We start from the raw sequence: 25,150 nt of genomic DNA, 5'->3' as shown, positions 1-25,150 counted from the left end.
ACCCGGCGGCCCGCCCCCGCGACAGCCCGGCCAGCCCTCCGGAGCGGCGCCGGCCAGGGTCGCGCCTCCGGCGCGCCGCCGCGCGCTCGGCGCTGCCCTCGGACCGATCCCGGTCACCAACCTCGTCGTGCTGGAAGTCGGGCTGGCCATCGGGCTGATCCTGCTCGCCATCAACAAGTCGCTGCTCTACGTCGGGGTCGGCTTCCTTGGCGCCGCGCTGCTGATCGCGATCCTGCGCTGGCGCGGGAAATGGTTCACCCAGTGGTTCGGGCTCACCCTCCGCTACGCGTTCCGTTCGCACGGCCGGTCGGTCACGCCCCCTCCGCCCAACGTCGAGCCCAGGCAGGACGAGTCGGTCACCGGCCCCGAGGACGCCAGGGTCAGTCTCCTTCGGCTCGTCGTACCGGATCTCGTGGTGGCGCACACCGTGGACCACGAACGTGCCCCCGTCGGCCTCGCGTTGCACGAGGGCACCTGGACGGCCGTACTGCTCGTCGAGCCCACCCCGGCTTTGATCACGCAGGCCGACGGAGCACCGAGCCTTCCGCTGTCCGGCCTGGCGCGCTGCCTGGAAGACCGTGGCGTGGTACTCGACTCCATCCAGGTCATCTGGCACACCTACCCGGGAAGCGCCGCGCTGCCCGCCGAATCCCCCGCGCTGAGCTCGTACATGGAGGTGCTCGGCCCGCTGCCCGCCGCCGCCCGCCGCACCACCTGGGTGGCGATCCGGCTGGACCCGCGTCGCTGCTCGGCGGCCGTGCGGGAACGGGGTGGCGGGGTCGTCGGTGCGCACCGCGCGCTCATCGGCGCCTTGTCCCGGGTCCGCAACGCATTGGAGTCGCAGGGGGTGCCGACGCGTCCGCTCGCCCCCGACGAGGTGCTGCGCGCGGGAATCTCCGCTGCGGAACTCACGGCGGTGGCAGGGAATGCCGCTCGGGTGAACCTCCGCGAGCACTGGACCAGCGCGACGGCCGCCGGGATCGGGCACGCCAGCTACGCGGTCACCAGCTGGCCGAGGGGCAAGATCACCGGAACCCTGAACGCGCTGACGAGTGTGCGTGCGCTTTCGGCAACGGTGGCGCTGTCCATCTCGCCGTCGGACGACGAGGGACAGATCGGCCTGCGTGGTGTGGTCCGGCTGAGCGCACGCAACCCGCGTGAGCTCGACTCCGCGGACGAGCGGTTGAACACGCTGGCCGACCGGATCGGCGTTTCCCTCACCCCGCTGCGCGGCCTGCAGATCGAAGGACTCGCGGCGACCCTGCCGATGGGAGGCACGGCATGAGCCTGCGCTTGCGCGATCCGGGCCGCAACAACGGGGTGGCGCCGGAGTTCACCGTCGATCCGTCCCTGCTCGACGCGATCAGCCCGTCCGGGGACCGGGGCGGCATCGTGGTGGGTTCGGGCTTGAAGGGCGAGGCGCTGACGATTTCGGCGCTGCGCTCGATGCCGACCAGGATCGTGCTCGTCGGTGGTCTGTACCTGGCTCGGCAGGTGGCGATGCGGTCGATGGCCGTCGGCGCCTGGGTGGTCATCGCGACCGGGCGTCCCGCCGCCTGGCAGGTGCTTCCCAAGGCCGCGGGCAACCAGCCGAACGGTGCCCCCTCACCGCTGGTGCAGATCCGCCGCCTGTCGCCGGTCGAACTGCCCCGCCCCTCCGAGGACGCGCCGCTGCTGGTGGTCACCGACGGCGGACCGACGCCGCAGGACCTGTTCCCGCCCCGTTCGCCTTGGCAGACCACGGTTTACGTGCTGCCGTACCTGCATCCGCAGGCCACGACGATCGCGAACGCGGCGGACATCGTGCTCATGCAACGGCTTCCGGTCGGGCAGGCCGAACTGGCCGCCCGCATCTGGCGGCTGCCGCCGCAGATGGTGCGGCAACTGACCACGCTCAAGGATGACCAGGTGGTGGCGCTGGGTCAGAACCTGTGGCGGCCGCTGCGCCTGGTCAGCACGCCGAGGGAGCAGCAGATCCTCGGCCCGGTGCGGCGGGGCGACTGAGCCCACGAAATGGGAAAGCGCCCTCTCCAAGTCTTCGGAGAGGGCGCTTTCGCGTCGGCGCCTAGGGTCAGGACACTTCGCCGGCCTGCCGCACGTTGCGGGTCTGCTCGGCGCGAGCGGCGAGTTCTTCGTCCGGCGGGTAATCGACACCGACCAGCGTGAGCCCGTGTGCGGGGGCCACCGCGCTGTCCCGGACACGGCTGCTCAGCACCTCCGCGGGCCAGCCCGTCGCACGCCGCCCGTCCCCGACGAGGAGCAGGGCCCCCACCAGGCTGCGCACCATCGAATGGCAGAACGCGTCGGCCGACACCTCGGCCTCGATCAGATGCTCGTCGAGTCGCCGCCACCTGAAGCACTGCAACTCGCGGATCGTCGTACTGCCCTCTCGTTGCTTGCAGAAGGCCGCAAAGTCCCTGAGCCCCAGCAATGCCCCGGAAGCGTCGTTCATCGCGTCCACGGACAACGGACGGCCCCAGGGAAGGGTGTCGTGGCGCCGCAGAGGATCCACGCCCCACGGCGCGTCCGAAACGCGGTACCGGTAGTGCCGTCGAACAGCGGAGAAGCGAGCGTCGAATCCTGGTGGGGCGACCCGGGCACCAAGCACCCGGACATCGCCCGGCAGATACCGGTTCCAGCGGTGGCACATGCGGGTCAGCTCGGGAATGCCGTGCTCGTCCACGGCGAGCCTGGCGGAGGGATCCGGCCCGTCGAACGGCACCACGTCCACGTGCACCACCTGGCCCGTCGCGTGCACACCGGCGTCGGTACGCCCGGCGACCACCACCGAGTGCGGCACGGCCGCGCCGGGGGGCTGTTTGGCGAGCGCCTCCTCCAGCAGGCCCTGCACAGTTCGCCTGCCGGGCTGCCGCGCCCACCCCGAAAAGCCCGTGCCGTCGTAACTGACGTCGAGCCGCAGACGAACGAGCCCGCTCTCCCCCCTGGGGTGAGCGGGCTCGTCACGCGGGCTGAAGCTCCCCGTCAGGACTCGTCCTTCTTGTCCTCGGCCTTCGGGGTCTCCTCGTCGGCGCCTTCGGCCGGCTCCGCGGCCGCCTCGGTCGTCGCCGAAACCGGAGCCTCGGCGTCCTGGTCGGCGGCGGCAGCGTCGGCGGCGGCCTCGGTCGCCGTCTCCTCGACCGGAGCCGCGGCCTCGTCCTTGGCGAACGTGGTCTTGCGAGCGCGCTCGGCCTCCGAGGTCACCGTCTTCTCGGCCACCAGTTCGATGACCGCCATCGGGGCGTTGTCGCCCTTGCGCGGGACCGTCTTGGTGATCCGGGTGTAGCCGCCCTCGCGGTCGGCGAAGAACGGGCCGATCTCCGCGATCAGCTTGTGCACCACGTCCTTGTCGCGGATGACACGCTGGATCTGGCGGCGGTTGTGCAGGTCGCCCCGCTTGGCCTTGGTGATCAGCTTCTCGGCGAGCGGACGCATCCGGCGCGCCTTGGCCTCGGTGGTCTTGATCTTGCCGTGCTCGAACAGCGACGTGGCCAGGTTCGCCAGCATCAACCGCTCATGGGCCGACGATCCACCGAGACGGGGGCCCTTCGTGGGGGTGGGCATTGCTTCTCCTCGTTCAGGTTTGCGGCTGCAGGCCGCGCTCGTCCACCGCAGGCGGCCGCGGTGGACGAGCGGTCACCGGCCTACAACTGCTCCGTCTCTGCGTAGTCCTGGCCGTCGTCGTGGCCAGCGTCCGAAATAGTGTCGACGCCCTCGGACCAGCCTTCGCCCTCGTAGCTGGCGGCGGCGGCCGTCGGGTCGAACCCGGGCGGGCTGTCCTTGAGCGAAAGACCCAGACCGACCAGCTTCAGCTTGACCTCGTCGATCGACTTGGCACCGAAGTTGCGGATGTCGAGCAGGTCCGCCTCGCTGCGGGAGACGAGTTCACCCACGGTGTGGATGCCCTCGCGCTTGAGGCAGTTGTACGACCGGACGGTCAGGTCGAGGTCCTCGATCGGCATCGCGTAGGCGGCGATGGTGTCCGCCTCCTGCGGCGACGGGCCGATCTCGATGCCTTCGGCGTCGACGTTCAGCTCGCGGGCGAGACCGAACAGCTCGACCAGCGTCTTGCCTGCCGACGCGACGGCGTCCCGGGGCGTGATCGACGGCTTGGTCTCCACGTCCAGGATCAGCTTGTCGAAGTCGGTGCGCTGCTCGACACGGGTCGCCTCGACCTTGTAGGTGACCTTGAGCACCGGCGAGTAGATCGAGTCGACCGGGATCCGGCCGATCTCGGCGCCGGCCTGCTTGTTCTGCAGTGCGGGCACGTAACCGCGGCCGCGCTCGACGACCAGCTCGATCTCCAGCTTGCCCTTGCCGTTCAGCGAGGCGATGTGCAGATCGGGGTTGTGCACGGTGACACCGGCCGGGGGCACGATGTCGGCCGCGGTGACCTCACCGGGGCCCTGCTTGCGCAGGTACATGGTGACCGGCTCGTCCTCCTCGGAGGACACGACCAGTTCCTTGAGGTTCAGGATGATGTCGGTGACGTCTTCCTTCACCCCCGGGACGGTGGTGAACTCGTGCAGGACACCGTCGATGCGGATGCTGGTGACCGCCGCGCCCGGGATGGACGACAGCAGCGTGCGCCGCAGCGAGTTGCCGAGCGTGTACCCGAAGCCGGGCTCCAGCGGCTCGATGGTGAACCGGGACCGGGTTTCGTTGATCGGCTCCTCGCCGAGGGCCGGTCGCTGGGAAATCAGCACTTTCTTTCTTCCTTTCCTGCCGGCGCCCGCCATATGACGCCGAAAGGGGTGGCGAAGCGGCGGCGCGCATGGGACGCGCCGCCGCTCTCGATCACTTCGAGTAGAACTCGACGATCAGCTGTTCCTGCACCGGAACCTCGATCTGGGCACGCTCGGGGAGCTGGTGCACCAGGACGCGGAGGTTCGACGACACGACCTGCAGCCAAGCCGGGACGGGCCGGTCGCCGAAGGATTCCTTCGCGGCGACGAAGGGCAGCATCGGCAGCGACTTCGGCCGCACGTCGATGATGTCCCACTTCGCCACCTGGTAGCTGGGGATGTTCACCTTCTGGCCGTTGACCAGGAAGTGCCCGTGGCTGACCAGCTGGCGGGCCTGACGGCGGGTGCGCGCGATGCCGGCGCGGTAGATCACGTTGTCCAGGCGGGACTCCAGGATCTGCAGCAGGTTCTCACCGGTCTTGCCGGTGCGCCGGGCGGCTTCCTTGTAGTAGCGGCTGAACTGCCGCTCGAGGATGCCGTAGGTGTGGCGGGCCTTCTGCTTCTCCTGCAGCTGGAGCAGGTATTCGCTCTCCTTGACCCGGCCGCGGCCGTGCTGGCCGGGCGGGTAGGGACGACGCTCGAAAGCCTGGTCGCCGCCGATGAGGTCAACCTTGAGACGCCGCGAGATACGAGTCGCGGGGCCGGTGTAGCGAGCCATGTGTTCTTACTCCTCCCCGTTCCTCAGACCCGGCGCCGCTTGGGCGGGCGGCAGCCGTTGTGCGGCTGCGGGGTCACGTCCTGGATGGTGCCGACCTCGAGACCGGCGGCCTGCAGCGAACGGATCGCCGTCTCACGGCCGGAACCCGGGCCCTTGACGAACACGTCGACCTTCTTCATGCCGTGCTCGGCGGCCTTGCGGGCCGCGTTCTCGGCGGCCATCTGCGCGGCGAACGGGGTGGACTTGCGCGAGCCCTTGAACCCGACGTGGCCGGACGAGGCCCACGAGATCACCGCACCGGTGGGGTCGGTGATCGACACGATGGTGTTGTTGAACGTGCTCTTGATGTGCGCGTGACCGTGCGCGACGTTCTTCTTTTCCTTCCGCCGGACCTTCTTGGCCCCGGCGGTACGAGACTTGGGTGGCATGTCTGGGTGATTCTCCTCTTAGCGCGAGCTGTCTTCGTGAGCGGCGGCGGCTGATGCTGCCTCCAGGGCTTCCCGCTGTCCACGACGGATCAGCGAGCCGGCGTCGGCGTACAACTGACGCAGCGCCATCGGGCGCGCGTAGAGGGCCTTCGGCGATACGCACGAGGTCCGGGTGAGCCGCTGCCCACCGAAACGCACGACCTTCTTGCCCTGAACACTCACTTCTTGCCGGCCTTCTTCTTCCCGGCGACCGTCTTCTTCGGCCCCTTGCGGGTACGAGCGTTGGTCTTGGTGCGCTGGCCGCGGACGGGAAGCCCGCGCCGCCACCGGAGACCCTCGTAGCAGCCGATCTCGATCTTGCGCCGGATGTCGGCGTTCACCTCGCGGCGAAGGTCACCCTCGACCTTGAAGTTCTCTTCGATGTGATCCCGCAGCTTGACGAGGTCATCGTCGGAGAGATCCCGCACCCGGGTGTCCGGGTTGAGGGAGGTCGCCGCGATGAGCTGCTTCGAGCGGGTACGGCCGATGCCGTAGATGTAGGTCAGCGCGATCTCCAGCCGCTTTTCGCGGGGAAGATCGACGCCAGCGAGTCGTGCCATGGGCGCTGATGCTCCTTTGTGTCTTCGTCACTCCAGGTGTGCTCCCCGCCCGGTTCCGGGACCGACTCGCTGTCGTGCCATCCGCTCGCGCGGCTGGTGTCCCGGCCCCGGCCTGGAGTCCGGGGGTCGGCCGGACCGTCGCCGGTCCGGCAGGTGCGGGGAGGGTTGAGGTGGCCAATCCGCTCCGCGGACAGTGCCGTGATCAGCCCTGACGCTGCTTGTGACGCAGGTTCTCGCAGATCACCATGATCCGGCCGTGGCGGCGGATCACCTTGCACTTGTCGCAGATCTTCTTGACGCTCGGCTGAACCTTCACGTCTCCTGCTTCCTTGTTCGCCACGACCCCGTGCGCCCTCCCGGCACCCACGTGCCCGGACATGCGCGTGGTGAGGGCACAGGTACCCTCACCCGGGTTCGCAACCCGTCTTCTTAACCGTTGCCCAACGTGATCACTTGTAGCGGTAGACGATCCGACCACGGGACAGGTCGTAGGGCGAAAGCTCTACGACAACCCGGTCCTCCGGCAGGATGCGGATGTAGTGCTGCCGCATCTTGCCGCTGATGTGCGCCAGGACCTTGTGGCCGTTCTCCAACTCGACTCGAAACATCGCGTTGGGGAGTGGCTCGACCACGCGACCCTCGACCTCGATGGCCCCGTCTTTCTTAGCCATATCCTCCGCGTTTCGTGATTTTGGTTGAGCACCGAATGCCTGACTGTGTGGTGCCGACGCACACACCACCCCGAATCCAAGAACACTTCACGCGAGAGATCACGAGCGCGCTGGAACCGGCGCGATGAGTCGCCGACTAACAAGTGTACGCACTCCGTGTCGCAGCCTGCGAGCCGGGGTGAGCTGTGTTAAGGCAGGGGCCGCGTCAGGCGGTTTCGGGGGCCGCGGTCAGCACCCAGGGACCGTCCTCGGTGATGGCGACGGTGTGCTCCCAGTGGGCCGCACGCGATCCGTCCTCGGTGATCACGGTCCACCCGTCGTCGAGCTCGAGGGTCTCACCGGAACCGCCGGTCAGCATCGGTTCGATCGCCAGAGCCATCCCCACCCGCAGGCGAGGCCCCTTCCCGGGCTTGCCGACATTCGGCAGGAACGGGTCCATGTGCATCTCGCGACCGATCCCGTGCCCGCCGTACGCCACGATCTCCCCGTAGGAAACCCCGTCGGCCTCGCCGGCCGCTTCCGCGGCCACCTGGACGGCGTGGGAGATGTCGGTCAGCTTCGCGCCGGGCACGGCCGCCTTGATGCCGGCCCACATGGCGCTCTTGGTCGCTTCGGACAGCGCGAGGTCGGCAGCCGAGGCCGTACCCACGGCCAGCGTGACGGCCGAATCACCGTGCCATCCGTCGAGGATGGCGCCGCAGTCGATCGAGATCAGGTCACCGTCGGCGAGAACCGTGGTGTTCGCCGGGATCCCGTGGACGACTTGCTCGTTCACCGAAGCGCAGATCGACGCCGGGAAGCCGTGGTAGCCCTTGAACGAGGGCACTGCCCCCGCCTCCCGGATGGTCTGCTCCGCGAGCTCGTCCAGCTCCGCGGTGCTCACCCCGGGCTTGACCGCCTCGGCCAGCAGGGTCAGGGTCCGGTGTACCACCAGACCCGCCGCCCGCATGGCCTCGAACTCGCCCGGAGTCTTGATCTCGATCGAGCTACGCCGCCGCAACAGCCTCAATGCCTTATGACGCCTTCGGCCTCAGTGGCGGTCACGCAGGGCGTTCAGCACCCGTGCGGAGACCTCTTCGACGTCGCCGACGCCGTCCACCTTGATCAGGATGTCCTTGTAGTACTCGAGCAGCGGAGCGGTGTCCGACTGGTACACCTGCTGACGGCGCCGGATGACCTCCTCGGTGTCGTCCGAGCGGCCCCGCGACATCAGCCGCTCCACGACCACGTCCTCCGGCACGTCCAGCTGGATGACCGCGTCCAGCGCGGTGTCGACCTCAGCCAGCATGTTGCCGAGCACCTCGGCCTGCTTCGCGTTGCGCGGGAACCCGTCCAGCAGGAAACCGGCCTTCGCGTCGGCCTCGGCCAGGCGCTCGCGCACCATCTCGTTGGTCACGGTGTCCGGCACGAGCTCGCCCGAGTCGAGGTAGCGCTTGGCCTCCTCGCCCAGCGGGGTGCGCTCGGCGACGTGGGCACGGAACAGTTCGCCGGTGGAGATGTGCGGGACGGACAGCTTCTGCGACAACGCCTCGGCCTGGGTACCCTTTCCCGCTCCAGGCGGGCCGACAAGAACCAGGCGTGTCATCGCAGAAACCCTTCGTAATTACGCTGCATGAGCTGGCTTTCGATCTGCTTCACGGTGTCAAGGCCGACACCCACCATGATCAGCACGGCGGTACCGCCGAAGGGGAAGCTCTGGTTGTTCCCCTGCTGGGTCATGGACAGGAAGAAGTTGGGCAGGATGGCGATGACACCGAGGTAGATCGACCCGGGCAGGGTGATCCTGCCGAGCACATAGTTCAGGTATTCCGCGGTCGGACGACCGGGACGGATACCCGGAATGAAGCCACCGAACTTCTTCATCTCCTCAGCACGCTCGTCCACGTTGAACGTAATCGTGATGTAGAAGTACGTGAAGAAGATGATCAGGCCGAAGTACAGCAGGATGTGTACGTAGTTCCCCTGGTTGACCACGTAGTTCTGCAGGAAGGCCTGCCAGCCCGAGGGGCTGGTCGGGCTACCCACCAGACGGCTGATCAGGTCCGGCAGGTAGAGCAGCGAAGACGCGAAGATGACCGGGATGACACCGGCCTGGTTCACCTTGATGGGCAGGTACGTCGAGGTACCGCCGTACATCCGCCTGCCGATCATCCGCTTCGCGTACTGCACCGGAATCCGGCGCTGCCCCTGCTCCACGAAGATGACGCTGGCGATGATCAGCAGGCCGAACGCGCAGACCAGCGCGAAGACCAGACCGCCCTTGCTGTCGAGGATGTTCTTGCCCTCGGCCGGGATACGGGCGGCGATGTTCAGGAAGATCAGGACGGACATGCCGTTGCCGACGCCGCGCTCGGTGATGAGCTCCCCCAGCCACATCATGACCGCGGTACCGGCGGTCATGGTGACGACGATGAGCGCGAGCGACCAGACACTGTTGTCCGGGATGATCGGCACGGTGCAGCTCTGGAACAAGGCCCCGCGGTCGGCGAGCGCGACCACACCGGTGGCCTGCAGGATCGCCAGCGCGATCGTCAGGTACCGGGTGTACTGGGTCATCTTGTTCTGGCCTGACTGGCCCTCTTTCTTCAACTCCTCGAACCGCGGGATCACGACGGTGAGCAACTGGATGATGATGCTCGCCGTGATGTAGGGCATGATGCCCGTCGAGAAGATGGACAGCTGCAGGAGCGCCCCGCCGCTGAACAGGTTCAGCAGCGAGTAGATACCCGATGAGTCGGCCTGCGCCCCACACGCCTGCACGTTGGGATAGGAGACCCCAGGCGCCGGAGTGACCGCACCGATGCGGTACACGGCCACGATCATCAGCGTGAACAGGATCTTCTTGCGCAGGTCCGGCGTAGCGAGAGCCGAGCGGAAGGCGCTGAGCACGCGGGGGACCTCCTCGGCGTCGCCGGCGGGTGTCGCCGACGATCGGCTTGGCCGGCACGGGGCCGGCGGGAACACAGCTGCACTGGCCTGGGCCAGGAACGCCTCAGGGCAGAGTTGTCCCGAAACGCGCTGCCGACTCTAACAGCCGCCACGGTAGTGGCCTCACCGCAGGTTACCTTTATGGCTCCAACGGGTTATCCACGCCCCTCCCAGACGGCCCGAGGCGGGCCCTCCCGCGGACATGAAGAGACGGCCCGTCACAAGTGACGGGCCGTCTTTTCGGGGTACTGCGGACCGAACCGGGATGGACCGGATCGGGCTGATCAGGCGACGGTGGCCGAGCCGCCGGCCGCCTCCAGCTTCTCCTTGGCGGAGGTGGAGAAGGCGTCCGCGGTGACGTCCAGCTTCACGCCGTTGATGTCGCCGTTGCCCAGCACCTTGACCAGCTTGCCCTTGCGGACCAGGCCGCGAGCGACCAGCTCGTCCTTGCCGACCGCGCCGCCGTCGGTGAACACGCGAGCGATGTCGCCCACGTTCACCGGCTGGTACTCGGTGCGGAAACGGTTCTTGAAGCCACGCAGCTTCGGCAGCCGCATGTGCAGCGGCATCTGGCCACCTTCGAAGGCGGCGGGCACGTTCTTCCGTGCCTTGGTGCCCTTCGTACCGCGGCCGGCGGTCTTGCCCTTGGAACCCTCACCACGGCCGACGCGGATCTTCTCGCGCTTGGCGCCGGGCGCGGGTCGCAGGTGGTGGATCTTGATGGCGGTCATGCCTGGACCTCCTCAACGGTCACGAGGTGGCGCACCGCGTGGATGAGGCCACGGACCTCCGGGGTGTCCTCGCGGACCACGGACTGGCGGATCTTGCGCAGTCCGAGGGTCCGCAGCGACTCCCGGTGGTTGTGCTTGGTGCCGATCTTGCTCTTGACCTGGGTGACCTTGAGCTGAGCCACGTCAGACCCCCTGTCCCGCACGCTGACGCAGCATCCGGGCGGGCGCCACGTCCTCGAGCGGCAGGCCACGGCGGGCCGCCACCTCTTCCGGACGCTGCAGACCCTTCAGGGCCGCCACGGTCGCGTGCACGATGTTGATCGCGTTGTCGCTGCCGAGCGACTTCGACAGCACGTCGTGCACGCCGGCGCATTCCAGCACCGCGCGCACGGGGCCACCGGCGATGACACCGGTACCGGCGCTGGCCGGACGGAGCAGCACCACACCGGCGGCGTCCTCACCCTGGATCGGGTGCGGGATGGTGCCGGCGATCCGAGGCACGCGGAAGAAGTTCTTCTTCGCCTCCTCGACGCCCTTGGCGATCGCCGCGGGCACCTCCTTGGCCTTGCCGTAGCCGACGCCGACCTGACCGTCGCCGTCACCGACGACCACCAGGGCGGTGAAGCTGAAGCGACGACCACCCTTGACGACCTTGGCGACACGGTTGATCGCCACGACGCGCTCGAGGTGCGGGGTCTTGTCCTGGCCGGCCCCGCCACGGCCACTGTCGCGACGGTCCCTGCGGTCCCGACGGTCGCCGCGGTCGCTACCGCCCTGGCCGCCCGGACCGCCCTGCCCGCCGCCGAATTGCCGTGTACGTCCCGGCATCAGGCTTTCCTTCCAACTTGAAGCTTCTGCTGCGTCTTCACCGTTCTAGAACTCCAACCCCGCCTCGCGGGCGGCGTCGGCAAGCGCGGCGATCCGCCCGTGGTAGCCGTTGCCACCGTGGTCGAACACCACACCGGAGATACCCGCGTTCTTCGCACGGGCGGCCAGCAGCTCGCCGACCTTGGCGGCCTTGGCCTTCTTGTCGCCCTCGAGAGCCTGCACGTCGGCCTCCATCGACGACGCGGCGGCCAGCGTGTGGCCGGTCAGGTCGTCGATCACCTGGACGTAGATGTGCCGCGAGGACCGCTTCACCGACAGCCGGGGCCGCTCGGCGGTCCCGCTGATCTTCTTGCGGAGCCGGAAGTGACGGCGCGCCTTCGCGACGCGGCGCCGGGTCGACACGTCCTTGCCGACCGGCTTCCGCTTGGTTGAGGTTTCGCTCATGATCACTTACCCGTCTTTCCGACCTTGCGACGGATCCGCTCGCCCTCGTAGCGCAGCCCCTTGCCCTTGTACGGGTCAGGGCGGCGCAGCCGGCGGATGACCGCGGCCGTCTGGCCGACCTTCTGCTTGTCGATGCCGGACACCGAGAACCGGGTCGGGGTCTCCACCTTGAAGGTGATGCCCTCGGGGGCCTCGATCAGCACCGGGTGGCTGTAGCCGAGGGCGAACTCGAGGTCATTGCCCTTGGCCTGCACGCGGTAACCGACGCCGTGGATCTCGAGCTTCTTCTCGTAACCCTCGGTCACCCCGACGACCAGGTTGTGCACCAGGGTCCGGGTGAGTCCGTGCAGCGCGCGGCTCTCCCGCTCGTCGTTGGGCCGCTTCACGTGCAGCGTGCCGTCTTCGGCGCGCTCCACGCTGATCGGCTCCGCGACGGTGTGCGACAGGGTGCCCTTGGGCCCCTTCACCGAGATCTGCTGGCCGTCGATGGTCACCTCGACCCCGGAAGGGACGGTGATCGGCAGCTTTCCGATACGTGACATGCCTACACTCCCTCCCTTACCAGACGTAGGCGAGGACTTCCCCGCCCACTCCGTTGCGCTTGGCCTGCCGGTCGGTCTGCAGACCGGAGGACGTCGAGATGATCGCGATGCCAAGGCCGCCCAGCACGCTGGGGAGCTCCGTGGACTTCGCGTACACCCGAAGACCCGGCTTCGACACCCGGCGCAGACCGGCGATGCTGCGCTCGCGGTTGCGGCCGTACTTCAGTTCGACGATGAGGTTCTTGTGCTTCTCGCCCGGCTCGGAGCGGTAGCTCGCGATGTAGCCCTCGCGCTTGAGGATCTCCGCGATGTTCGCCTTGAGCTTCGAGTGAGGCAGCACGACCTCGTCGTGGTACGCCGAGTTGGCGTTGCGCAGACGAGTCAAGAAGTCTGCGATCGGGTCGGTCATCGTCATGGTGACCTGTCAACCTTTCTCGCCTGGTTCCCTCTGGGTGAGGGCCTGTGGCGAAGTGGGAGCCTGAGTTCTTGGATTACCAGCTGGACTTGGACACGCCCGGCAGTTCGCCCGCGTGCGCCATCTCGCGGAGGCACACCCGGCAGAGTCCGAACTTGCGGAACACCGAGTGCGGCCGGCCGCAGCGGTTGCAGCGGGTGTAGGCGCGCACCTTGAACTTCGGCTTGCGGGCGGCCTTGGCGATCAGAGCCTTCTTGGCCATGGCTTACGCCTCCTTGAACGGGAAGCCGAGCTTGCGAAGCAGCGCGCGGCCCTCGTCATCGGTGGTAGCGGTGGTGACAACGGTGACGTCCATACCGCGGGGGCGGTCGATGGCGTCCGGGTCGATCTCGTGGAACATCGACTGCTCGTTGAGACCGAAGGTGTAGTTGCCGTTGCCGTCGAACTGCTTGGGCGACAGCCCGCGGAAGTCGCGGATACGCGGCAGCGCGATGCTCAGCAGCCGGTCCAGGAACTCCCACATCCGGTCACCGCGCAGGGTGACGCGGGCGCCGATCGGCTGGCCCTCGCGCAGCTTGAACTGCGCGATGGACTTGCGGGCCTTGCGCACCTCGGGCTTCTGCCCGGTGATGGTGGCCAGGTCGCGCACGGCGCCCTCGATCAGCTTGCTGTCCCGCGCGGCGTCGCCGACACCCATGTTGACGACGACCTTCACCACGCCCGGGATCTGGTGCACGTTGGCATAGGTGAACTCCTGCTGGAGTTCGTTCTTGATCTGCTCGCGGTACTTCGTCTTCAACCGCGGCACGATTTTCTCTGCGGTCGTCATCAGATGTCCTTACCGGTCCGGCGCGAGACGCGAACCTTCTTGCCGTCCTCGCCGATGCGGTAACCGACGCGGGTCGGCTTGCCGTCCGAGTCGACGACCATCACGTTCGAAACGTGGATGGGCGCCTCCTGGGTAACGATCCCGCCGGACTGCGCTCCGCGCTGCGTCTGGGTGATCCGGGTGTGCTTCTTGATCCGGTTCACGCCCTCGACCAGCACTCGCTGACGGTCCGGGTAGGCCTGGATGACCTTGCCCTTCGCGCCCTTGTCCTTGCCGGAAATGACGACGACCGTGTCGCCCTTCTTCACCTTCATCACAACACCTCCGGCGCGAGGGAGATGATCTTCATGAACTTGCGGTCACGCAGCTCACGACCGACCGGGCCGAAGATGCGGGTACCGCGCGGCTCGTTGTCGTTCTTGATGAGCACCGCGGCGTTCTCGTCGAACCGGATGTAGGAGCCGTCCGGGCGACGCCGCTCCTTCACCGTGCGGACGACGACGGCCTTGACCACGTCACCCTTCTTCACCCCGGCAGCCGGGATGGCGTCCTTAACGGTGGCGACGATGATGTCGCCGATACCCGCGTAGCGCCGCCCCGATCCGCCGAGCACGCGGATGCAAAGGATCTCCTTGGCGCCCGTGTTGTCGGCGACTCGCAGCCGCGACTCCTGCTGGATCACGTCAACTCCTGTATGTCTCGCCGGTTCTCACTCTCGTGAGCCTGGCGGAACGGAAGGGGCTCGGGCCCCTACTTACTTGGCCTTCTCCACGATCCGCACGAGCCGCCACCGCTTGGTGGCCGACAGCGGGCGGGTCTCCATGAGAATCACGCGGTCGCCGATGCCGGCGGTGTTCTCCTCGTCGTGCGCCTTCACCTTGCTGGTGGTGCGGACGACCTTGGGGTACTTCGGGTGCTTCTTCCGGTCCTCGAGTTCGACCACGATCGTCTTGTCCATCTTGTCAGAGACGACGTAGCCCTCACGGACCTTGCGGTAGTTACGACCCGACTGAGAACGCACCAGCTTCTGCGCTTCTTGACCAGCGAGCTGCTCGGTCTCGCTCATGCCGCACCTTCCTCGCTCTCACCGTCGGGAGCGACCGACAGGCCGAGCTCCCGCTCGCGCATGATCGTGTAGATCCGCGCGATGTCGGTGCGCACGGTGCGCAGCCGACGGTTGTTGTCCAGCTGCCCGGTGGCCATCTGGAAGCGGAGGTTGAACAGCTCCTCCTTGGCTTCCTTCAGGCGCAGCACGAGCTCTTCGTTGGTGAGCTCACGAAGCTCTGACGGAGCGGTTCCAGCTTTCGCCATCAGAACTCACCACCTTCACGGGTCACGATTCGGCACTTCATGGGCAGCTTGTGGATCGCGCGGCGCAGCGCCTCACGGGCGGTCGCCTCGTTCGGGAAGCTCATCTCGAACATCACGCGACCCGGCTTGACGTTCGCGACCCACCACTCCGGCGAACCCTTACCGGAACCCATGCGGGTTTCGGCCGGCTTCTTGGTGAGCGGGCGGTCCGGGAAGATGTTGATCCAGATCTTCCCGCCACGCTTGATGTGCCGGGTCATGGCGATACGAGCGGACTCGATCTGCCGGTTGGTCACGTAAGCGGGTTCAAGCGCCTGGATACCGTACTCACCGAAGGTCACCTTCGTGCCGCCCGTGGCGGCACCGGTGCGCTTCGGGTGGTGCTGCTTGCGGTGCTTGACCTTGCGTGGGACGAGCACGCCTCAGCCCTCCGTCTTCTCGGCCGCGCCCGGCGCGCCCTGAGCGGGGGCCTCGCTGGTCGCGACGTCGCTGTCAGTCTTCGCGGCGGCCGCAGCCCGCCCGGCCTCGGTGGAGGTCGGCGTGGTGCCGGAGGCACCCGAACGGCGCGGGCGCGACGGCCGGTCGCGGCGCGGGGCACGCTCCGCCGCCGCGGCGGCGTCACGGGCCTCCTTGGCCTTCAGGCCACCGACGACGTCACCCTTGTAGATCCACACCTTGACGCCGATGCGCCCGAAGGTGGTGCGGGCCTCGAAGAAGCCGTAGTCGATGTCGGCGCGCAGGGTGTGCAGCGGCACGCGGCCGTCGCGGTAGTGCTCCGAGCGCGACATTTCGGCACCGCCGAGGCGGCCACCGCACTGCACCCGGATGCCCTTGACCTGAGGCGAACGCATCGAGGTCTGGATCGCCTTGCGCATCGCGCGCCGGAAGGCGACACGGTTCGACAGCTGCTCCGCGACACCCTGCGCGACGAGCTGGGCGTCGGCCTCGGGGTTCTTCACCTCGAGGATGTTCAGCTGCACCTGCTTGCCGGTCAGCTTCTCCAGCGCGCCGCGGATGCGGTCGGCCTCCGCACCACGGCGGCCGATCACGATGCCGGGACGCGCGGTGTGGATGTCGACGCGGACCCGGTCACGGGTGCGCTCGATCTCGACCTTGGAGATGCCGGCGCGCTCCATACCGGTGGACAGCAGCTTCCGGATCTTGACGTCCTCGGCCACGTACTCCGCGTACTGCTTGTCGGCGTACCAGCGGGACTTCCAGTCCGTGGTGATGCCGAGCCGGAAGCCGTGCGGGTTGATCTTCTGGCCCACTACTACCGGCCACCCTTCTTCTTGCCGCTCTTCTTCTCCGGACGAGACTCGACCTCAACCGTGATGTGGCTCGTCCGCTTGCGGATCCGGTAGGCACGACCCTGCGCGCGGGGCCGGATGCGCTTGAGCGTCGGACCTTCGTCGGCGTAGGCGTTCTTCACCCACAGCGTGTCGGGGTCCAGGTCCAGGTTGTTCTCGGCGTTCGCGATGGCGCTCGCGAGCACCTTCGCCACCGGCTGGCTCGCGGCCTGCGGAGCGAACCGCAGCACGGCCAGGGCCTCCTGGGCGTTACGACCCTTGATCAGCTCGATCACCCGGCGCACCTTCATCGGCGAGTCCCGGACGAAGCGAGCCCGCGCGTAGGCCATGGGAAGAGCTGTGTCTTCCCCGGCCGCCACGTTCTTCTGGGCACTCATTCGTTAGTTCCTCTTCTCGGTGCGCGCTCAGCGACGGCGCGACTTGCGGTCGTCCTTGATGTGGCCCTTGAAGGTCCGCGTCGGGGCGAATTCGCCCAACTTGTGACCCACCATCGCCTCGGTGACGAACACCGGGACGTGCTTGCGGCCGTCGTGGACGGCGATCGTGTGCCCGAGCATGTCGGGGATGATCGTCGACCGGCGGGACCAGGTCTTGATGACCGTCTTCTTGCCGGACTCGTTGAGCGCGTCCACCTTCTTGAGCAGGTGGTCGTCCACGAACGGGCCCTTCTTGAGGCTACGTGGCATGTTCTTCTACCTCCCTGCTCAGCGCTTCTTGCCGGTACGCCGGCGGCGGACGATCAGTTTGTCGCTCGGCTTGCGACGACGGGTGCGGCCTTCCGGCTTACCGTTCGGGTTCACCGGGTGACGACCACCGGAGGTCTTACCCTCACCACCACCGTGCGGGTGGTCGACCGGGTTCATCACGACACCACGGACGGTCGGGCGCTTGCCCCGCCAGCGGTTCCGGCCCGCCTTGCCCCAGTTGATGTTGGCGTGTTCGGAGTTGCCGACCTCGCCGACGGTGGCGCGGTTGCGCACGTCCACGTTGCGGATTTCGCCCGAGGGCATCCGCAGCTGGGCGTACGGGCCGTCCTTGGCGACCAGCTGCACCCGGGCACCGGCGGAGCGGGCGATCTTCGCGCCGCCACCGGGGCGGAGCTCGATCGCGTGCACCACGGTGCCGACCGGGATGTTGCGCAGCGGCAGGTTGTTGCCCGGCTTGATGTCGGCGCGGGGGCCGCTCTCGACCTGGTCGCCCTGCTTCAGCTTGTCCGGCGCGATGATGTAGCGCTTCTCGCCGTCCACGTAGTGCAGCAGCGCGATGCGGGCGGACCGGTTCGGGTCGTACTCGATGTGCGCGACCTTGGCCGGGATGCCGTCCTTGTCGTTGCGACGGAAGTCGATGACCCGGTAGGCCCGCTTGTGCCCGCCACCCTTGTGCCGCGTGGTGATCTTGCCCGAGGAGTTACGGCCGCCGCGGCCGTGCAGCGGGCGCAGCAGCGACTTTTCCGGCTCCGACCGGGTGATCTCGGCGAAGTCCGACACGCTCGAGCCGCGGCGGCCCGGAGTGGTCGGCTTGTACTTACGAATACCCATGACAGCTTCCGTCCCTTACGCGGCGGGTCCGCCGAAGATCTCGATCGGCTTGCTCTCGGCGGACAACGTCACGATGGCGCGCTTGGTGTCCTTGCGCTTGCCATAACCGGTACGGGTCCGCTTGCGCTTGCCCGGCCGGTTCAGCGTGTTCACGCTGACCACCTTGACGCCGAAGATCTGCTCGACCGCGATCTTGATCTGGGTCTTGTTGGCGTCGGGCCGGACCACGAACGTGTACTTGTGGTCTTCGAGCAGCCCGTAGGACTTCTCGGAGATCACCGGCGCGAGCAAGATGTCGCGCGGGTCAGGGATGGCCACGGAGCTCACTGCTCGTCACTCCCTTCAACCTCACTCGACTTGGCCGAGGCCTTGGCGCCCTTGCCCGTCACCGGACCGGACACGAAGGTGTCGTAGGCGGCCTTGGTGAACACCACGTCGTCGTTGACCAGCACGTCGTAGGTGTTCAACTGGTCCGGGTGGATCAGGTGCACGTACGTCAGGTTGCGGGCCGACAGCCAGCTCTGCTCCTCGTCGCGGTTGAGCACCACGAGGATTCGCTTCGCCTGCGTCACCGCGGCCAGCGCCTTCTTGGCGTCCTTCGTGGACGGCTTCTCGCCGCCGACCAGCCCGGTCAGCACGTGCAACTGGCCCGCGCGCGCCCGGTCGGAAAGGGCGCCACGCAGGGCGGCGGCCTTCATCTTCTTCGGGGTGCGCTGCGTGTAGTCACGCGGCGTGGGGCCGTGCACGACGCCACCACCGGCGAACTGCGGCGCCCGGGTCGAACCCTGGCGGGCGCGGCCGGTGCCCTTCTGGCGGTACGGCTTCTTGCCACCACCGGAGACCTCGCCACGGGTCTTGGTGTCGTGCGTGCCCTGGCGCGCGGCGGCCAGCTGGGCCACCACGACCTGGTGCATCAGCGGCACGTTGGCCTGCACGTCGAAGATCTCCGCGGGGAGCTCGACGGTGCCCTCGGCGGTGCCTGCCGGGGTCTTCAGTTCCACGCTGGTCATGCGGTCGCACCACCCTTCGCGGCGGTCTTGACGAACACGAGGCTGCCGTTGGGGCCGGGGACGGCACCCTTGATCAGCAGCAGGCCCTCTTCGGGGCGGACGTCGTGCACGGTCAGGCCCTGGGTGGTGACGCGGACGTTACCCATCCGGCCCGCCATCCGCAGACCCTTGAACACGCGGCCCGGGGTCGCGCAGCCACCGATCGAGCCGGGGGCGCGGTGCTTGGCCTGGTTACCGTGGCTGGCGCCCTGGCCCTTGAAGCCGTGGCGCTTCATGACACCGGCGTAACCCTTACCCTTGCTGGTCCCGGTGATGTCGACGCGCGAACCGGCGGGGAACACCTCGGCGGTGATCTCCTGGCCGACCTCGTAGCTGTCGGCGTCGGTCGTGCGCAGCTCCACCACGTGACGGCGCGGGGTCACACCGGCCTTGTCGAAGTGGCCGGTCTTCGGCTTGTTGACCTTGCGCGGGTCGATGGCGCCGAACGCCAGCTGCACGGCCTCGTAGCCGTCCTTGTCCTTCGTGCGCACCTGGGTCACCACGTTCGGCCCGGCCTTCACGACGGTCACCGGGATCACCCGGTTGTCCTCGCCGAAGACCTGGGTCATGCCGAGCTTGGTGCCCAGGATGCCCTTCACTTCCCTGTCAGACATGAGTCTCTTATCTCCGCCGCTCGCCCAACGCTTACTGGATGTTGACGTCGACGCTCGCCGGCAGGTCGATGCGCATGAGCGCGTCCACCGTCTTCGGCGTCGGGTCGAGGATGTCGATCAGACGCTTGTGCGTGCGCATCTCGAAGTGCTCGCGCGAGTCCTTGTACTTGTGCGGCGAGCGGATGACGCAGTAAACGTTCTTCTCGGTGGGCAGCGGCACAGGTCCGACGACCGAGGCGCCGGTGCGCGTCACCGTCTCGACGATCTTGCGCGCGCTGGCGTCGATCGCCTCGTGGTCGTAGGCCTTGAGCCTGATGCGGATCTTCTGTCCCGCCATGGTTGCAGCTCGTTCCTTGTCTTCTTCCCTGGACAGAGCCCGAGCGAACTCGGTTTCGCCCCGGCCAAGGTCCCGGTCTTGTGCCGCTATTTCCGCACGTCAACATCGTGCTGACCGGTCCACGCGGTCGGGCGTGTCGCGCCCGATACGCAGACTGATCCCGCTGGATCATTGCCGTGCCGGTTGGTCCTGATTTCGCCGGGGCGAACTCGCCCTGACCACTCGCGCCAGGGCGGCCGCATCCGCAACCGCGAATCGGCCGCCCCGCGACGAGCAACCCAAATAGTGTCGCATACGTGATTTCACAACCCGACCCCGGGGTCCGAAGAGCCCCGGGGTCGGAGTGAAATCACTTCTCGATCTTGGTGACCTGGCCGGCGCCGACGGTCCGGCCACCCTCACGGATGGCGAACCGCAGACCCTCGTCCATGGCGACCGGCTGGATCAGCTGGACCTTGATCTCCACGTGGTCGCCCGGCATGACCATCTCGGTGCCCTCGGGGAGGGTCACCACGCCGGTCACGTCGGTGGTGCGGAAGTAGAACTGCGGACGGTAGTTGTTGAAGAACGGCGTGTGCCGACCGCCCTCGTCCTTGGACAGGATGTAGACCTGGCCCTCGAACTCGGTGTGCGGGGTGGTGGTGCCGGGCTTCACGACGACCTGGCCGCGCTCGACGTCCTCACGCTTGATACCACGCAGGAGCAGACCGACGTTGTCACCGGCCTGGCCCGAGTCGAGCAGCTTGCGGAACATCTCGACACCGGTGACAGTCGTCTTCTGCGACTTCTCCTTGATGCCGACGATCTCGACCTCTTCGTTCACGTTGATGACACCGCGCTCGACGCGACCGGTCACCACGGTGCCACGACCGGTGATCGTGAAGACGTCCTCGATCGGCATCAGGAACGGCTTGTCGAGGTCACGCACCGGGTCCGGCACGTTGTCGTCGACGGCCTGCATCAGCTCGAGAACCGACTCCGACCACTTCGGGTCACCCTCGAGGGCCTTCAGGCCGGAGACCTTGACCACCGGGGCGTCGTCGCCGGGGAACTCCTGCGAGGACAGCAGCTCACGGACCTCCAGCTCGACGAGCTCGAGGATCTCCTCGTCGTCGACCATGTCGGCCTTGTTCAGCGCCACGACGATGTAGGGCACACCGACCTGGCGGGCGAGCAGCACGTGCTCACGGGTCTGCGGCATCGGGCCGTCGGTCGCCGCGACCACGAGGATCGCGCCGTCCATCTGGGCCGCACCGGTGATCATGTTCTTGATGTAGTCCGCGTGACCGGGGGCGTCCACGTGAGCGTAGTGACGCTTCTCGGTCTGGTACTCGACGTGCGAGATGTTGATCGTGATACCACGCTGCCGCTCTTCCGGCGCGTTGTCGATCTGGTCGAACGCCCGGGACTCGTTGAGGTCCGGGTACTTGTCGTGCAGAACCTTGGTGATCGCCGCGGTCAGAGTGGTCTTCCCGTGGTCGACGTGACCGATGGTTCCGATGTTGACGTGCGGCTTGCTCCGCTCGAACTTCGCCTTCGCCACTGGAATGTCCTCCTGGACTCTTGCTTGCTCACCGGCCGACGTGGCAGTCGGACAGCGACTCGATCTGGTTCGTTGTGCGGACCTTAGGGGAGGCCCCTTCCGCGCCCGCGTTGGGTGCTCCGGGTGTTACTCCCCCGTCGCCTTCGCGATGATCTCCTTCGCGACGTTCGCCGGAACCTCGGCGTAGGAGTCGAACGTCATGGAGTAGTTCGCGCGACCCTGGGTGCGAGACCGCAGGTCGCCCACGTAACCGAACATCTCCGAGAGCGGGACCAACGCCTTCACGACGCGGGAACCCGCCCGCTCCTCCATGGCCTGGATCTGGCCACGGCGGGAGTTGAGGTCACCGATGACGTCACCCATGTAGTCCTCGGGGGTGGTCACCTCGACCGCCATCATCGGCTCCAGCAGTACCGGGCTGGCCTTCTTCGCGGCTTCCTTGAGCGCCATCGAACCGGCGATCTTGAAGGCCATTTCCGAAGAGTCGACCTCGTGGTACGCACCGTCCAACAGGGTCACCTTCAACCCGACCAGCGGGTATCCGGCCAGCACGCCGTACTGCATGGCGTCCTGGGCGCCCGCGTCCACCGAGGGGATGTACTCCCGGGGGATGCGGCCACCGGTGACCTTGTTGTCGAACTCGTAGAGCGCACCGTCCGTAGTCGCGAGCGGCTCCAGCGCGATGATGACCTTCGCGAACTGACCGGAGCCACCGGTCTGCTTCTTGTGCGTGTAGTCGAACTTCTCGACCGTCTTGCGGATGGTCTCGCGGTAGGCCACCTGCGGCTTACCGATGTTCGCCTCGACCTTGTAGTCGGACTTCATCCGGTTGACGAGCACCTCGAGGTGCAGCTCGCCCATGCCGGCGATGATCGTCTGCCCGGTCTCCTCGTCCTGGTTGACCTGGAACGTGGGGTCCTCTTCGGCCAGCTTCTGGATCGCCAGAGACAGCTTCTCCTGGTCGGCCTTCGTCTTGGGCTCGATGGCCACCCGGATGACCGGCTCGGGGAACGTCATCGACTCCAGCACGATCGGGTGCTGCGGGTCACACAGGGTGTCGCCGGTCGTGGTGTCCTTCAGACCGATGACCGCGTAGATGTGACCGGCCTGGGCGTCGTCGACCGGGTTCTCCTTGTTGGAGTGCATCTGGAAGATCTTCCCGATGCGCTCCTTGCGCTCCTTGGTCGAGTTGATGACCTGGGCACCGCCCGCGACCTTGCCCGAGTAGACCCGGATGTAGGTCAGCTTGCCGAAGAACGGGTGCGCGGCGATCTTGAACGCGAGGGCCGAGAACGGCTCGTCAACCGAAGCCTTCCGGGAAGCCGGGGTCTCACCGTCGGTGAGCGTGCCCTCGACCGGCGGCAGGTCCAGCGGCGACGGCAGGTAGTCGATCACCGCGTCGAGCATGGGCTGCACGCCCTTGTTCTTGAACGCGGAACCGCACAGCACCGGGTAGGCCTCACGCGCGATGGCGAGCTTGCGGATACCGGCCTTGATCTCCGCCTCGGTCAGCTCCTCGCCACCGAAGAACTTCTCCATCAGGGAGTCGTCGGTCTCGGCGATGGCTTCGATCAGCTTCTCGCGGTACTCGGCAGCCTTGTCGGCGAGCGCGGCCGGGATCTCCTCGACCTCGTAGTCCTCGCCCTTCTGCACTTCACCGCGCCAGGTCAGCGCCTTCATGCGGACCAGGTCGACAACGCCCTCGAACTCGTTCTCGGCGCCGATCGGCAGCTGGATGACCAGCGGACGGACACCGAGGCGGTCCTCGATGGTCTTCACGGTGAAGTAGAAGTCCGCACCCAGCTTGTCCATCTTGTTGACGAAGCAGATCCGGGGGACGTCGTACTTGTCGGCCTGGCGCCAGACCTGCTCGGACTGGGGCTCGACGCCTTCCTTGCCGTCGAAGACGGCGACCGCACCGTCGAGCACGCGCAGGTTGCGCTCCACTTCGACGGTGAAGTCGACGTGGCCGGGCGTGTCGATGATGTTGATCTGGTAGTCGGCCCAGAAGGTGGTGGTGGCAGCCGAGGTGATGGTGATACCCCGCTTCTGCTCCTCCTCCATCCAGTCCATCGTCGCGGCGCCGTCGTGGACTTCGCCGATCTTGTAGTTGATCCCGGTGTAGAACAGGATCCGCTCGGTGGTGGTGGTCTTACCGGCGTCGATGTGAGCCATGATGCCGATGTTGCGGACCTTGTTCAGGTCGGTCAGCACTTCGCGTGCCACTGCACTGTTCCCCTGTCTAGAAGCTTGGGGCCCGGCCAGGCTTTCGTCGGCAGCCGGGCTACGTTCACCACCGGTAGTGGGCGAACGCCTTGTTGGACTCGGCCATCTTGTGGGTGTCCTCGCGGCGCTTCACGCTGGCCCCGAGGCCGTTGCTCGCGTCGAGCAGCTCGTTCTGCAGGCGCTCGATCATGGTCTTCTCGCGGCGCTGCTGGGAGAAGGCGACGATCCAGCGGAGGGCAAGGGTCGTCGAGCGGCCCGGCTTGACCTCGATGGGCACCTGGTAGGTGGCACCACCCACGCGGCGGCTCTTCACCTCGATGGTGGGCCGCACGTTGTCCAGGGCACGCTTGAGCGTGACGACCGGGTCGGTGCCGGTCTTCTCCCGGGCGCCTTCGAGCGCGCCGTAGACGATGCGCTCGGCCAGGGAGCGCTTGCCGTCCTTGAGCACCTTGTTGACCAACTGGGTGACCAGCGGCGAGGCATAAACCGGGTCAGAGATCAGAGGCCGCTTCGGGGCCGGACCCTTGCGGGGCATTAGCTCTTCTCCTTCTTCGCGCCGTACCGGCTACGCGCCTGCTTCCGGTTCTTCACACCCTGGGTGTCAAGGGAACCGCGAATGATCTTGTAGCGAACGCCGGGCAGGTCCTTCACACGACCACCACGCACGAGCACCATCGAGTGCTCCTGCAGGTTGTGGCCCTCGCCCGGGATGTAGGCGGTGACCTCGATGCCGCTGGTCAGCTTCACACGCGCGACCTTGCGCAGCGCCGAGTTCGGCTTCTTGGGAGTGGTGGTGTACACGCGAGTGCACACGCCACGACGCTGCGGGCTCCCCTTGAGCGCCGCGGTCTTCTGCTTGGCAGCCTTGTCCTGGCGGCCCTTGCGGACCAGCTGCTGGATCGTGGGCAATGGACCAGCTTTCTGTCGCGTCTTGCTTGTCTTCTGTCGTCTCTGCGTCTGTTTTTCTCGCTCTCCCCGGCCCCCGAGGTCGGGCGTGTCGGCCCGCGTCTAGGTCTTTCGACCGATAACGTTCCCTCGGATTTCCGTGGATCTCCGCTTCGCCGTGACGTCCGACGGGAACACCGAAGCGCCCCGGCGGGCCGGATGGCACGCAGAGCGGCCCAGCGCGTGCCGGGCACAGACATCAAAGATACCCGCCCGATCCGGGTCCAGTCACATCGGGGGTGACTTCGGGGCATTCGGGTGGATACCAGCGGTGTGTCGTTCCACCTTAGCCGATCCGCCACCCGCGCGAGCCGGGTGTTGATCAAGGTAGGAACCACGGCCTGCTCGCGGTCGGGCGCCGCTCGTGTGACGTACAACGCCCGCCGGCGCGCTTCGATTCCCGGACCGCCACCTGAACGAGTGATGACGGTCGAAGGCCGCGCCGCCCCCCTGGCCCCCCAT

The 25,150-nt window shown here is 67.2% G+C and carries 39 protein-coding genes; 2 read left to right on the top strand and 37 right to left on the bottom strand.

What is annotated here, in order from left to right:
* Window positions 1-106: 106 nt before the first annotated feature.
* Together eccE and FNH05_RS07780 are read left to right on the top strand one after the other, a co-directional pair.
* Entirely contained in the window at window positions 107-1,285 is a 1,179-nt protein-coding gene (gene eccE / locus FNH05_RS07785) for a type VII secretion protein EccE (RefSeq protein ID WP_144586650.1), read from the top strand.
* Window positions 1,282-2,004 (top strand): hypothetical protein, encoded by a 723-nt coding sequence (locus FNH05_RS07780; RefSeq protein WP_144586647.1) that lies wholly within the window; start codon window positions 1,282-1,284, stop codon window positions 2,002-2,004. The genes eccE and FNH05_RS07780 overlap by 4 nt, the downstream gene beginning before the upstream one ends.
* A gap of 67 nt (window positions 2,005-2,071) precedes the next feature.
* On the opposite strand, the gene truA is transcribed toward FNH05_RS07780, so the two are convergent.
* The 37 genes from truA to rpsL form a co-directional block, all read right to left on the bottom strand.
* Window positions 2,072-2,920 carry a tRNA pseudouridine(38-40) synthase TruA gene (truA, locus tag FNH05_RS07775; RefSeq protein WP_186382432.1) on the bottom strand — a complete coding sequence of 283 codons (849 nt, stop codon included), beginning with the start codon at window positions 2,918-2,920 and terminating at the stop codon, window positions 2,072-2,074.
* Window positions 2,921-2,982: 62 nt separating this feature from the next.
* On the bottom strand, window positions 2,983-3,561 hold the full coding sequence (gene rplQ / locus FNH05_RS07770) for a 50S ribosomal protein L17 (protein WP_144586645.1): 579 nt from the start codon (window positions 3,559-3,561) through the stop codon (window positions 2,983-2,985).
* 80 nt (window positions 3,562-3,641) lie between these two features.
* A complete protein-coding gene (locus FNH05_RS07765; RefSeq protein ID WP_144586644.1) occupies window positions 3,642-4,703 on the bottom strand; it encodes a DNA-directed RNA polymerase subunit alpha in 1,062 nt (353 codons plus the stop codon).
* Window positions 4,704-4,794: 91 nt separating this feature from the next.
* Window positions 4,795-5,400, bottom strand: a complete 606-nt coding sequence (rpsD, locus tag FNH05_RS07760) for a 30S ribosomal protein S4 (protein ID WP_144586643.1) — start codon at window positions 5,398-5,400, stop codon at window positions 4,795-4,797.
* Window positions 5,401-5,423: 23 nt separating this feature from the next.
* Window positions 5,424-5,828 (bottom strand): 30S ribosomal protein S11, encoded by a 405-nt coding sequence (gene rpsK, locus FNH05_RS07755; RefSeq protein WP_091505007.1) that lies wholly within the window; start codon window positions 5,826-5,828, stop codon window positions 5,424-5,426.
* Window positions 5,829-5,846: 18 nt separating this feature from the next.
* A complete protein-coding gene (locus tag FNH05_RS07750; protein WP_186382431.1) occupies window positions 5,847-6,050 on the bottom strand; it encodes a hypothetical protein in 204 nt (67 codons plus the stop codon).
* Window positions 6,047-6,427 (bottom strand): 30S ribosomal protein S13, encoded by a 381-nt coding sequence (rpsM, locus tag FNH05_RS07745; protein ID WP_144586642.1) that lies wholly within the window; start codon window positions 6,425-6,427, stop codon window positions 6,047-6,049. The genes FNH05_RS07750 and rpsM overlap by 4 nt, the downstream gene beginning before the upstream one ends.
* 202 nt (window positions 6,428-6,629) lie before the next feature.
* A complete protein-coding gene (rpmJ, locus tag FNH05_RS07740; RefSeq protein WP_004558882.1) occupies window positions 6,630-6,743 on the bottom strand; it encodes a 50S ribosomal protein L36 in 114 nt (37 codons plus the stop codon).
* Window positions 6,744-6,876: 133 nt separating this feature from the next.
* Complete coding sequence (infA, locus tag FNH05_RS07735) at window positions 6,877-7,098, bottom strand: translation initiation factor IF-1 (RefSeq protein ID WP_004558881.1); 222 nt, start codon at window positions 7,096-7,098, stop codon at window positions 6,877-6,879.
* A gap of 205 nt (window positions 7,099-7,303) precedes the next feature.
* Window positions 7,304-8,101: a type I methionyl aminopeptidase gene (map, locus tag FNH05_RS07730; protein WP_144586648.1), complete on the bottom strand. Its 798-nt coding sequence runs from the start codon at window positions 8,099-8,101 to the stop codon at window positions 7,304-7,306.
* Between the two features lie 27 nt (window positions 8,102-8,128).
* Window positions 8,129-8,683: an adenylate kinase gene (locus FNH05_RS07725; protein ID WP_144586641.1), complete on the bottom strand. Its 555-nt coding sequence runs from the start codon at window positions 8,681-8,683 to the stop codon at window positions 8,129-8,131.
* Complete coding sequence (gene secY, locus FNH05_RS07720) at window positions 8,680-9,987, bottom strand: preprotein translocase subunit SecY (protein ID WP_144586640.1); 1,308 nt, start codon at window positions 9,985-9,987, stop codon at window positions 8,680-8,682. The genes FNH05_RS07725 and secY overlap by 4 nt, the downstream gene beginning before the upstream one ends.
* 323 nt (window positions 9,988-10,310) lie before the next feature.
* Entirely contained in the window at window positions 10,311-10,757 is a 447-nt protein-coding gene (gene rplO / locus FNH05_RS07715; RefSeq protein WP_144586639.1) for a 50S ribosomal protein L15, read from the bottom strand.
* Window positions 10,754-10,939 (bottom strand): 50S ribosomal protein L30, encoded by a 186-nt coding sequence (rpmD, locus tag FNH05_RS07710; RefSeq protein WP_144586638.1) that lies wholly within the window; start codon window positions 10,937-10,939, stop codon window positions 10,754-10,756. The genes rplO and rpmD overlap by 4 nt, the downstream gene beginning before the upstream one ends.
* Window position 10,940: 1 nt before the next feature.
* Complete coding sequence (gene rpsE / locus FNH05_RS07705; RefSeq protein ID WP_144586637.1) at window positions 10,941-11,585, bottom strand: 30S ribosomal protein S5; 645 nt, start codon at window positions 11,583-11,585, stop codon at window positions 10,941-10,943.
* 45 nt (window positions 11,586-11,630) lie between these two features.
* Complete coding sequence (gene rplR, locus FNH05_RS07700) at window positions 11,631-12,029, bottom strand: 50S ribosomal protein L18 (RefSeq protein ID WP_144586636.1); 399 nt, start codon at window positions 12,027-12,029, stop codon at window positions 11,631-11,633.
* Between the two features lie 2 nt (window positions 12,030-12,031).
* Window positions 12,032-12,571: a 50S ribosomal protein L6 gene (rplF, locus tag FNH05_RS07695; RefSeq protein WP_144586635.1), complete on the bottom strand. Its 540-nt coding sequence runs from the start codon at window positions 12,569-12,571 to the stop codon at window positions 12,032-12,034.
* 16 nt (window positions 12,572-12,587) lie between these two features.
* Complete coding sequence (gene rpsH / locus FNH05_RS07690) at window positions 12,588-12,986, bottom strand: 30S ribosomal protein S8 (RefSeq protein WP_144586634.1); 399 nt, start codon at window positions 12,984-12,986, stop codon at window positions 12,588-12,590.
* Between the two features lie 76 nt (window positions 12,987-13,062).
* Window positions 13,063-13,248: a type Z 30S ribosomal protein S14 gene (locus tag FNH05_RS07685; protein WP_091505019.1), complete on the bottom strand. Its 186-nt coding sequence runs from the start codon at window positions 13,246-13,248 to the stop codon at window positions 13,063-13,065.
* 3 nt (window positions 13,249-13,251) lie between these two features.
* Entirely contained in the window at window positions 13,252-13,815 is a 564-nt protein-coding gene (gene rplE / locus FNH05_RS07680; RefSeq protein ID WP_144586633.1) for a 50S ribosomal protein L5, read from the bottom strand.
* Window positions 13,815-14,129, bottom strand: coding sequence for a 50S ribosomal protein L24 (gene rplX, locus FNH05_RS07675; RefSeq protein WP_144586632.1), 315 nt, complete (start codon window positions 14,127-14,129; stop codon window positions 13,815-13,817). The genes rplE and rplX overlap by 1 nt, the downstream gene beginning before the upstream one ends.
* Window positions 14,129-14,497 (bottom strand): 50S ribosomal protein L14, encoded by a 369-nt coding sequence (gene rplN, locus FNH05_RS07670; RefSeq protein ID WP_091505022.1) that lies wholly within the window; start codon window positions 14,495-14,497, stop codon window positions 14,129-14,131. Before rplN ends, rplX begins: the two co-directional genes overlap by 1 nt.
* A 72-nt stretch (window positions 14,498-14,569) precedes the next feature.
* Window positions 14,570-14,881, bottom strand: a complete 312-nt coding sequence (gene rpsQ / locus FNH05_RS07665; RefSeq protein WP_144586631.1) for a 30S ribosomal protein S17 — start codon at window positions 14,879-14,881, stop codon at window positions 14,570-14,572.
* Window positions 14,878-15,126: a 50S ribosomal protein L29 gene (gene rpmC, locus FNH05_RS07660; protein WP_144586630.1), complete on the bottom strand. Its 249-nt coding sequence runs from the start codon at window positions 15,124-15,126 to the stop codon at window positions 14,878-14,880. Before rpmC ends, rpsQ begins: the two co-directional genes overlap by 4 nt.
* On the bottom strand, window positions 15,126-15,545 hold the full coding sequence (rplP, locus tag FNH05_RS07655; protein WP_144586629.1) for a 50S ribosomal protein L16: 420 nt from the start codon (window positions 15,543-15,545) through the stop codon (window positions 15,126-15,128). The genes rpmC and rplP overlap by 1 nt, the downstream gene beginning before the upstream one ends.
* A gap of 3 nt (window positions 15,546-15,548) precedes the next feature.
* Window positions 15,549-16,397, bottom strand: coding sequence for a 30S ribosomal protein S3 (rpsC, locus tag FNH05_RS07650; RefSeq protein WP_144586628.1), 849 nt, complete (start codon window positions 16,395-16,397; stop codon window positions 15,549-15,551).
* Window positions 16,398-16,399: 2 nt separating this feature from the next.
* Window positions 16,400-16,813 (bottom strand): 50S ribosomal protein L22, encoded by a 414-nt coding sequence (gene rplV, locus FNH05_RS07645; RefSeq protein WP_144586627.1) that lies wholly within the window; start codon window positions 16,811-16,813, stop codon window positions 16,400-16,402.
* Between the two features lie 27 nt (window positions 16,814-16,840).
* On the bottom strand, window positions 16,841-17,122 hold the full coding sequence (rpsS, locus tag FNH05_RS07640; RefSeq protein ID WP_027940998.1) for a 30S ribosomal protein S19: 282 nt from the start codon (window positions 17,120-17,122) through the stop codon (window positions 16,841-16,843).
* An 18-nt stretch (window positions 17,123-17,140) separates the two neighbouring features.
* Window positions 17,141-17,974 (bottom strand): 50S ribosomal protein L2, encoded by an 834-nt coding sequence (gene rplB, locus FNH05_RS07635; RefSeq protein ID WP_144586626.1) that lies wholly within the window; start codon window positions 17,972-17,974, stop codon window positions 17,141-17,143.
* Between the two features lie 15 nt (window positions 17,975-17,989).
* Window positions 17,990-18,301, bottom strand: a complete 312-nt coding sequence (gene rplW / locus FNH05_RS07630) for a 50S ribosomal protein L23 (protein ID WP_144586625.1) — start codon at window positions 18,299-18,301, stop codon at window positions 17,990-17,992.
* On the bottom strand, window positions 18,298-18,984 hold the full coding sequence (rplD, locus tag FNH05_RS07625; RefSeq protein WP_144586624.1) for a 50S ribosomal protein L4: 687 nt from the start codon (window positions 18,982-18,984) through the stop codon (window positions 18,298-18,300). The genes rplW and rplD overlap by 4 nt, the downstream gene beginning before the upstream one ends.
* Complete coding sequence (gene rplC / locus FNH05_RS07620; protein WP_144586623.1) at window positions 18,981-19,637, bottom strand: 50S ribosomal protein L3; 657 nt, start codon at window positions 19,635-19,637, stop codon at window positions 18,981-18,983. The genes rplD and rplC overlap by 4 nt, the downstream gene beginning before the upstream one ends.
* A 31-nt stretch (window positions 19,638-19,668) precedes the next feature.
* Window positions 19,669-19,974, bottom strand: a complete 306-nt coding sequence (gene rpsJ, locus FNH05_RS07615) for a 30S ribosomal protein S10 (RefSeq protein WP_003883485.1) — start codon at window positions 19,972-19,974, stop codon at window positions 19,669-19,671.
* Window positions 19,975-20,323: 349 nt separating this feature from the next.
* Window positions 20,324-21,517 (bottom strand): elongation factor Tu, encoded by a 1,194-nt coding sequence (tuf, locus tag FNH05_RS07610; protein WP_144586622.1) that lies wholly within the window; start codon window positions 21,515-21,517, stop codon window positions 20,324-20,326.
* Between the two features lie 126 nt (window positions 21,518-21,643).
* Window positions 21,644-23,743, bottom strand: a complete 2,100-nt coding sequence (gene fusA / locus FNH05_RS07605) for an elongation factor G (RefSeq protein ID WP_144586621.1) — start codon at window positions 23,741-23,743, stop codon at window positions 21,644-21,646.
* Window positions 23,744-23,807: 64 nt separating this feature from the next.
* Window positions 23,808-24,278, bottom strand: a complete 471-nt coding sequence (rpsG, locus tag FNH05_RS07600) for a 30S ribosomal protein S7 (RefSeq protein ID WP_144586620.1) — start codon at window positions 24,276-24,278, stop codon at window positions 23,808-23,810.
* Window positions 24,278-24,652 (bottom strand): 30S ribosomal protein S12, encoded by a 375-nt coding sequence (gene rpsL, locus FNH05_RS07595; RefSeq protein ID WP_003102113.1) that lies wholly within the window; start codon window positions 24,650-24,652, stop codon window positions 24,278-24,280. Before rpsL ends, rpsG begins: the two co-directional genes overlap by 1 nt.
* Between the last annotated feature and the right edge of the window lie 498 nt (window positions 24,653-25,150).

Source organism: Amycolatopsis rhizosphaerae (genome assembly GCF_007713715.1).
In the GTDB taxonomy this organism is placed as follows: Bacteria; Actinomycetota; Actinomycetes; order Mycobacteriales; family Pseudonocardiaceae; genus Amycolatopsis_E; species Amycolatopsis_E rhizosphaerae.
Note: the sequence above shows the minus strand (reverse complement) of the source record. Positions and strands in the feature narration are given on the sequence as shown.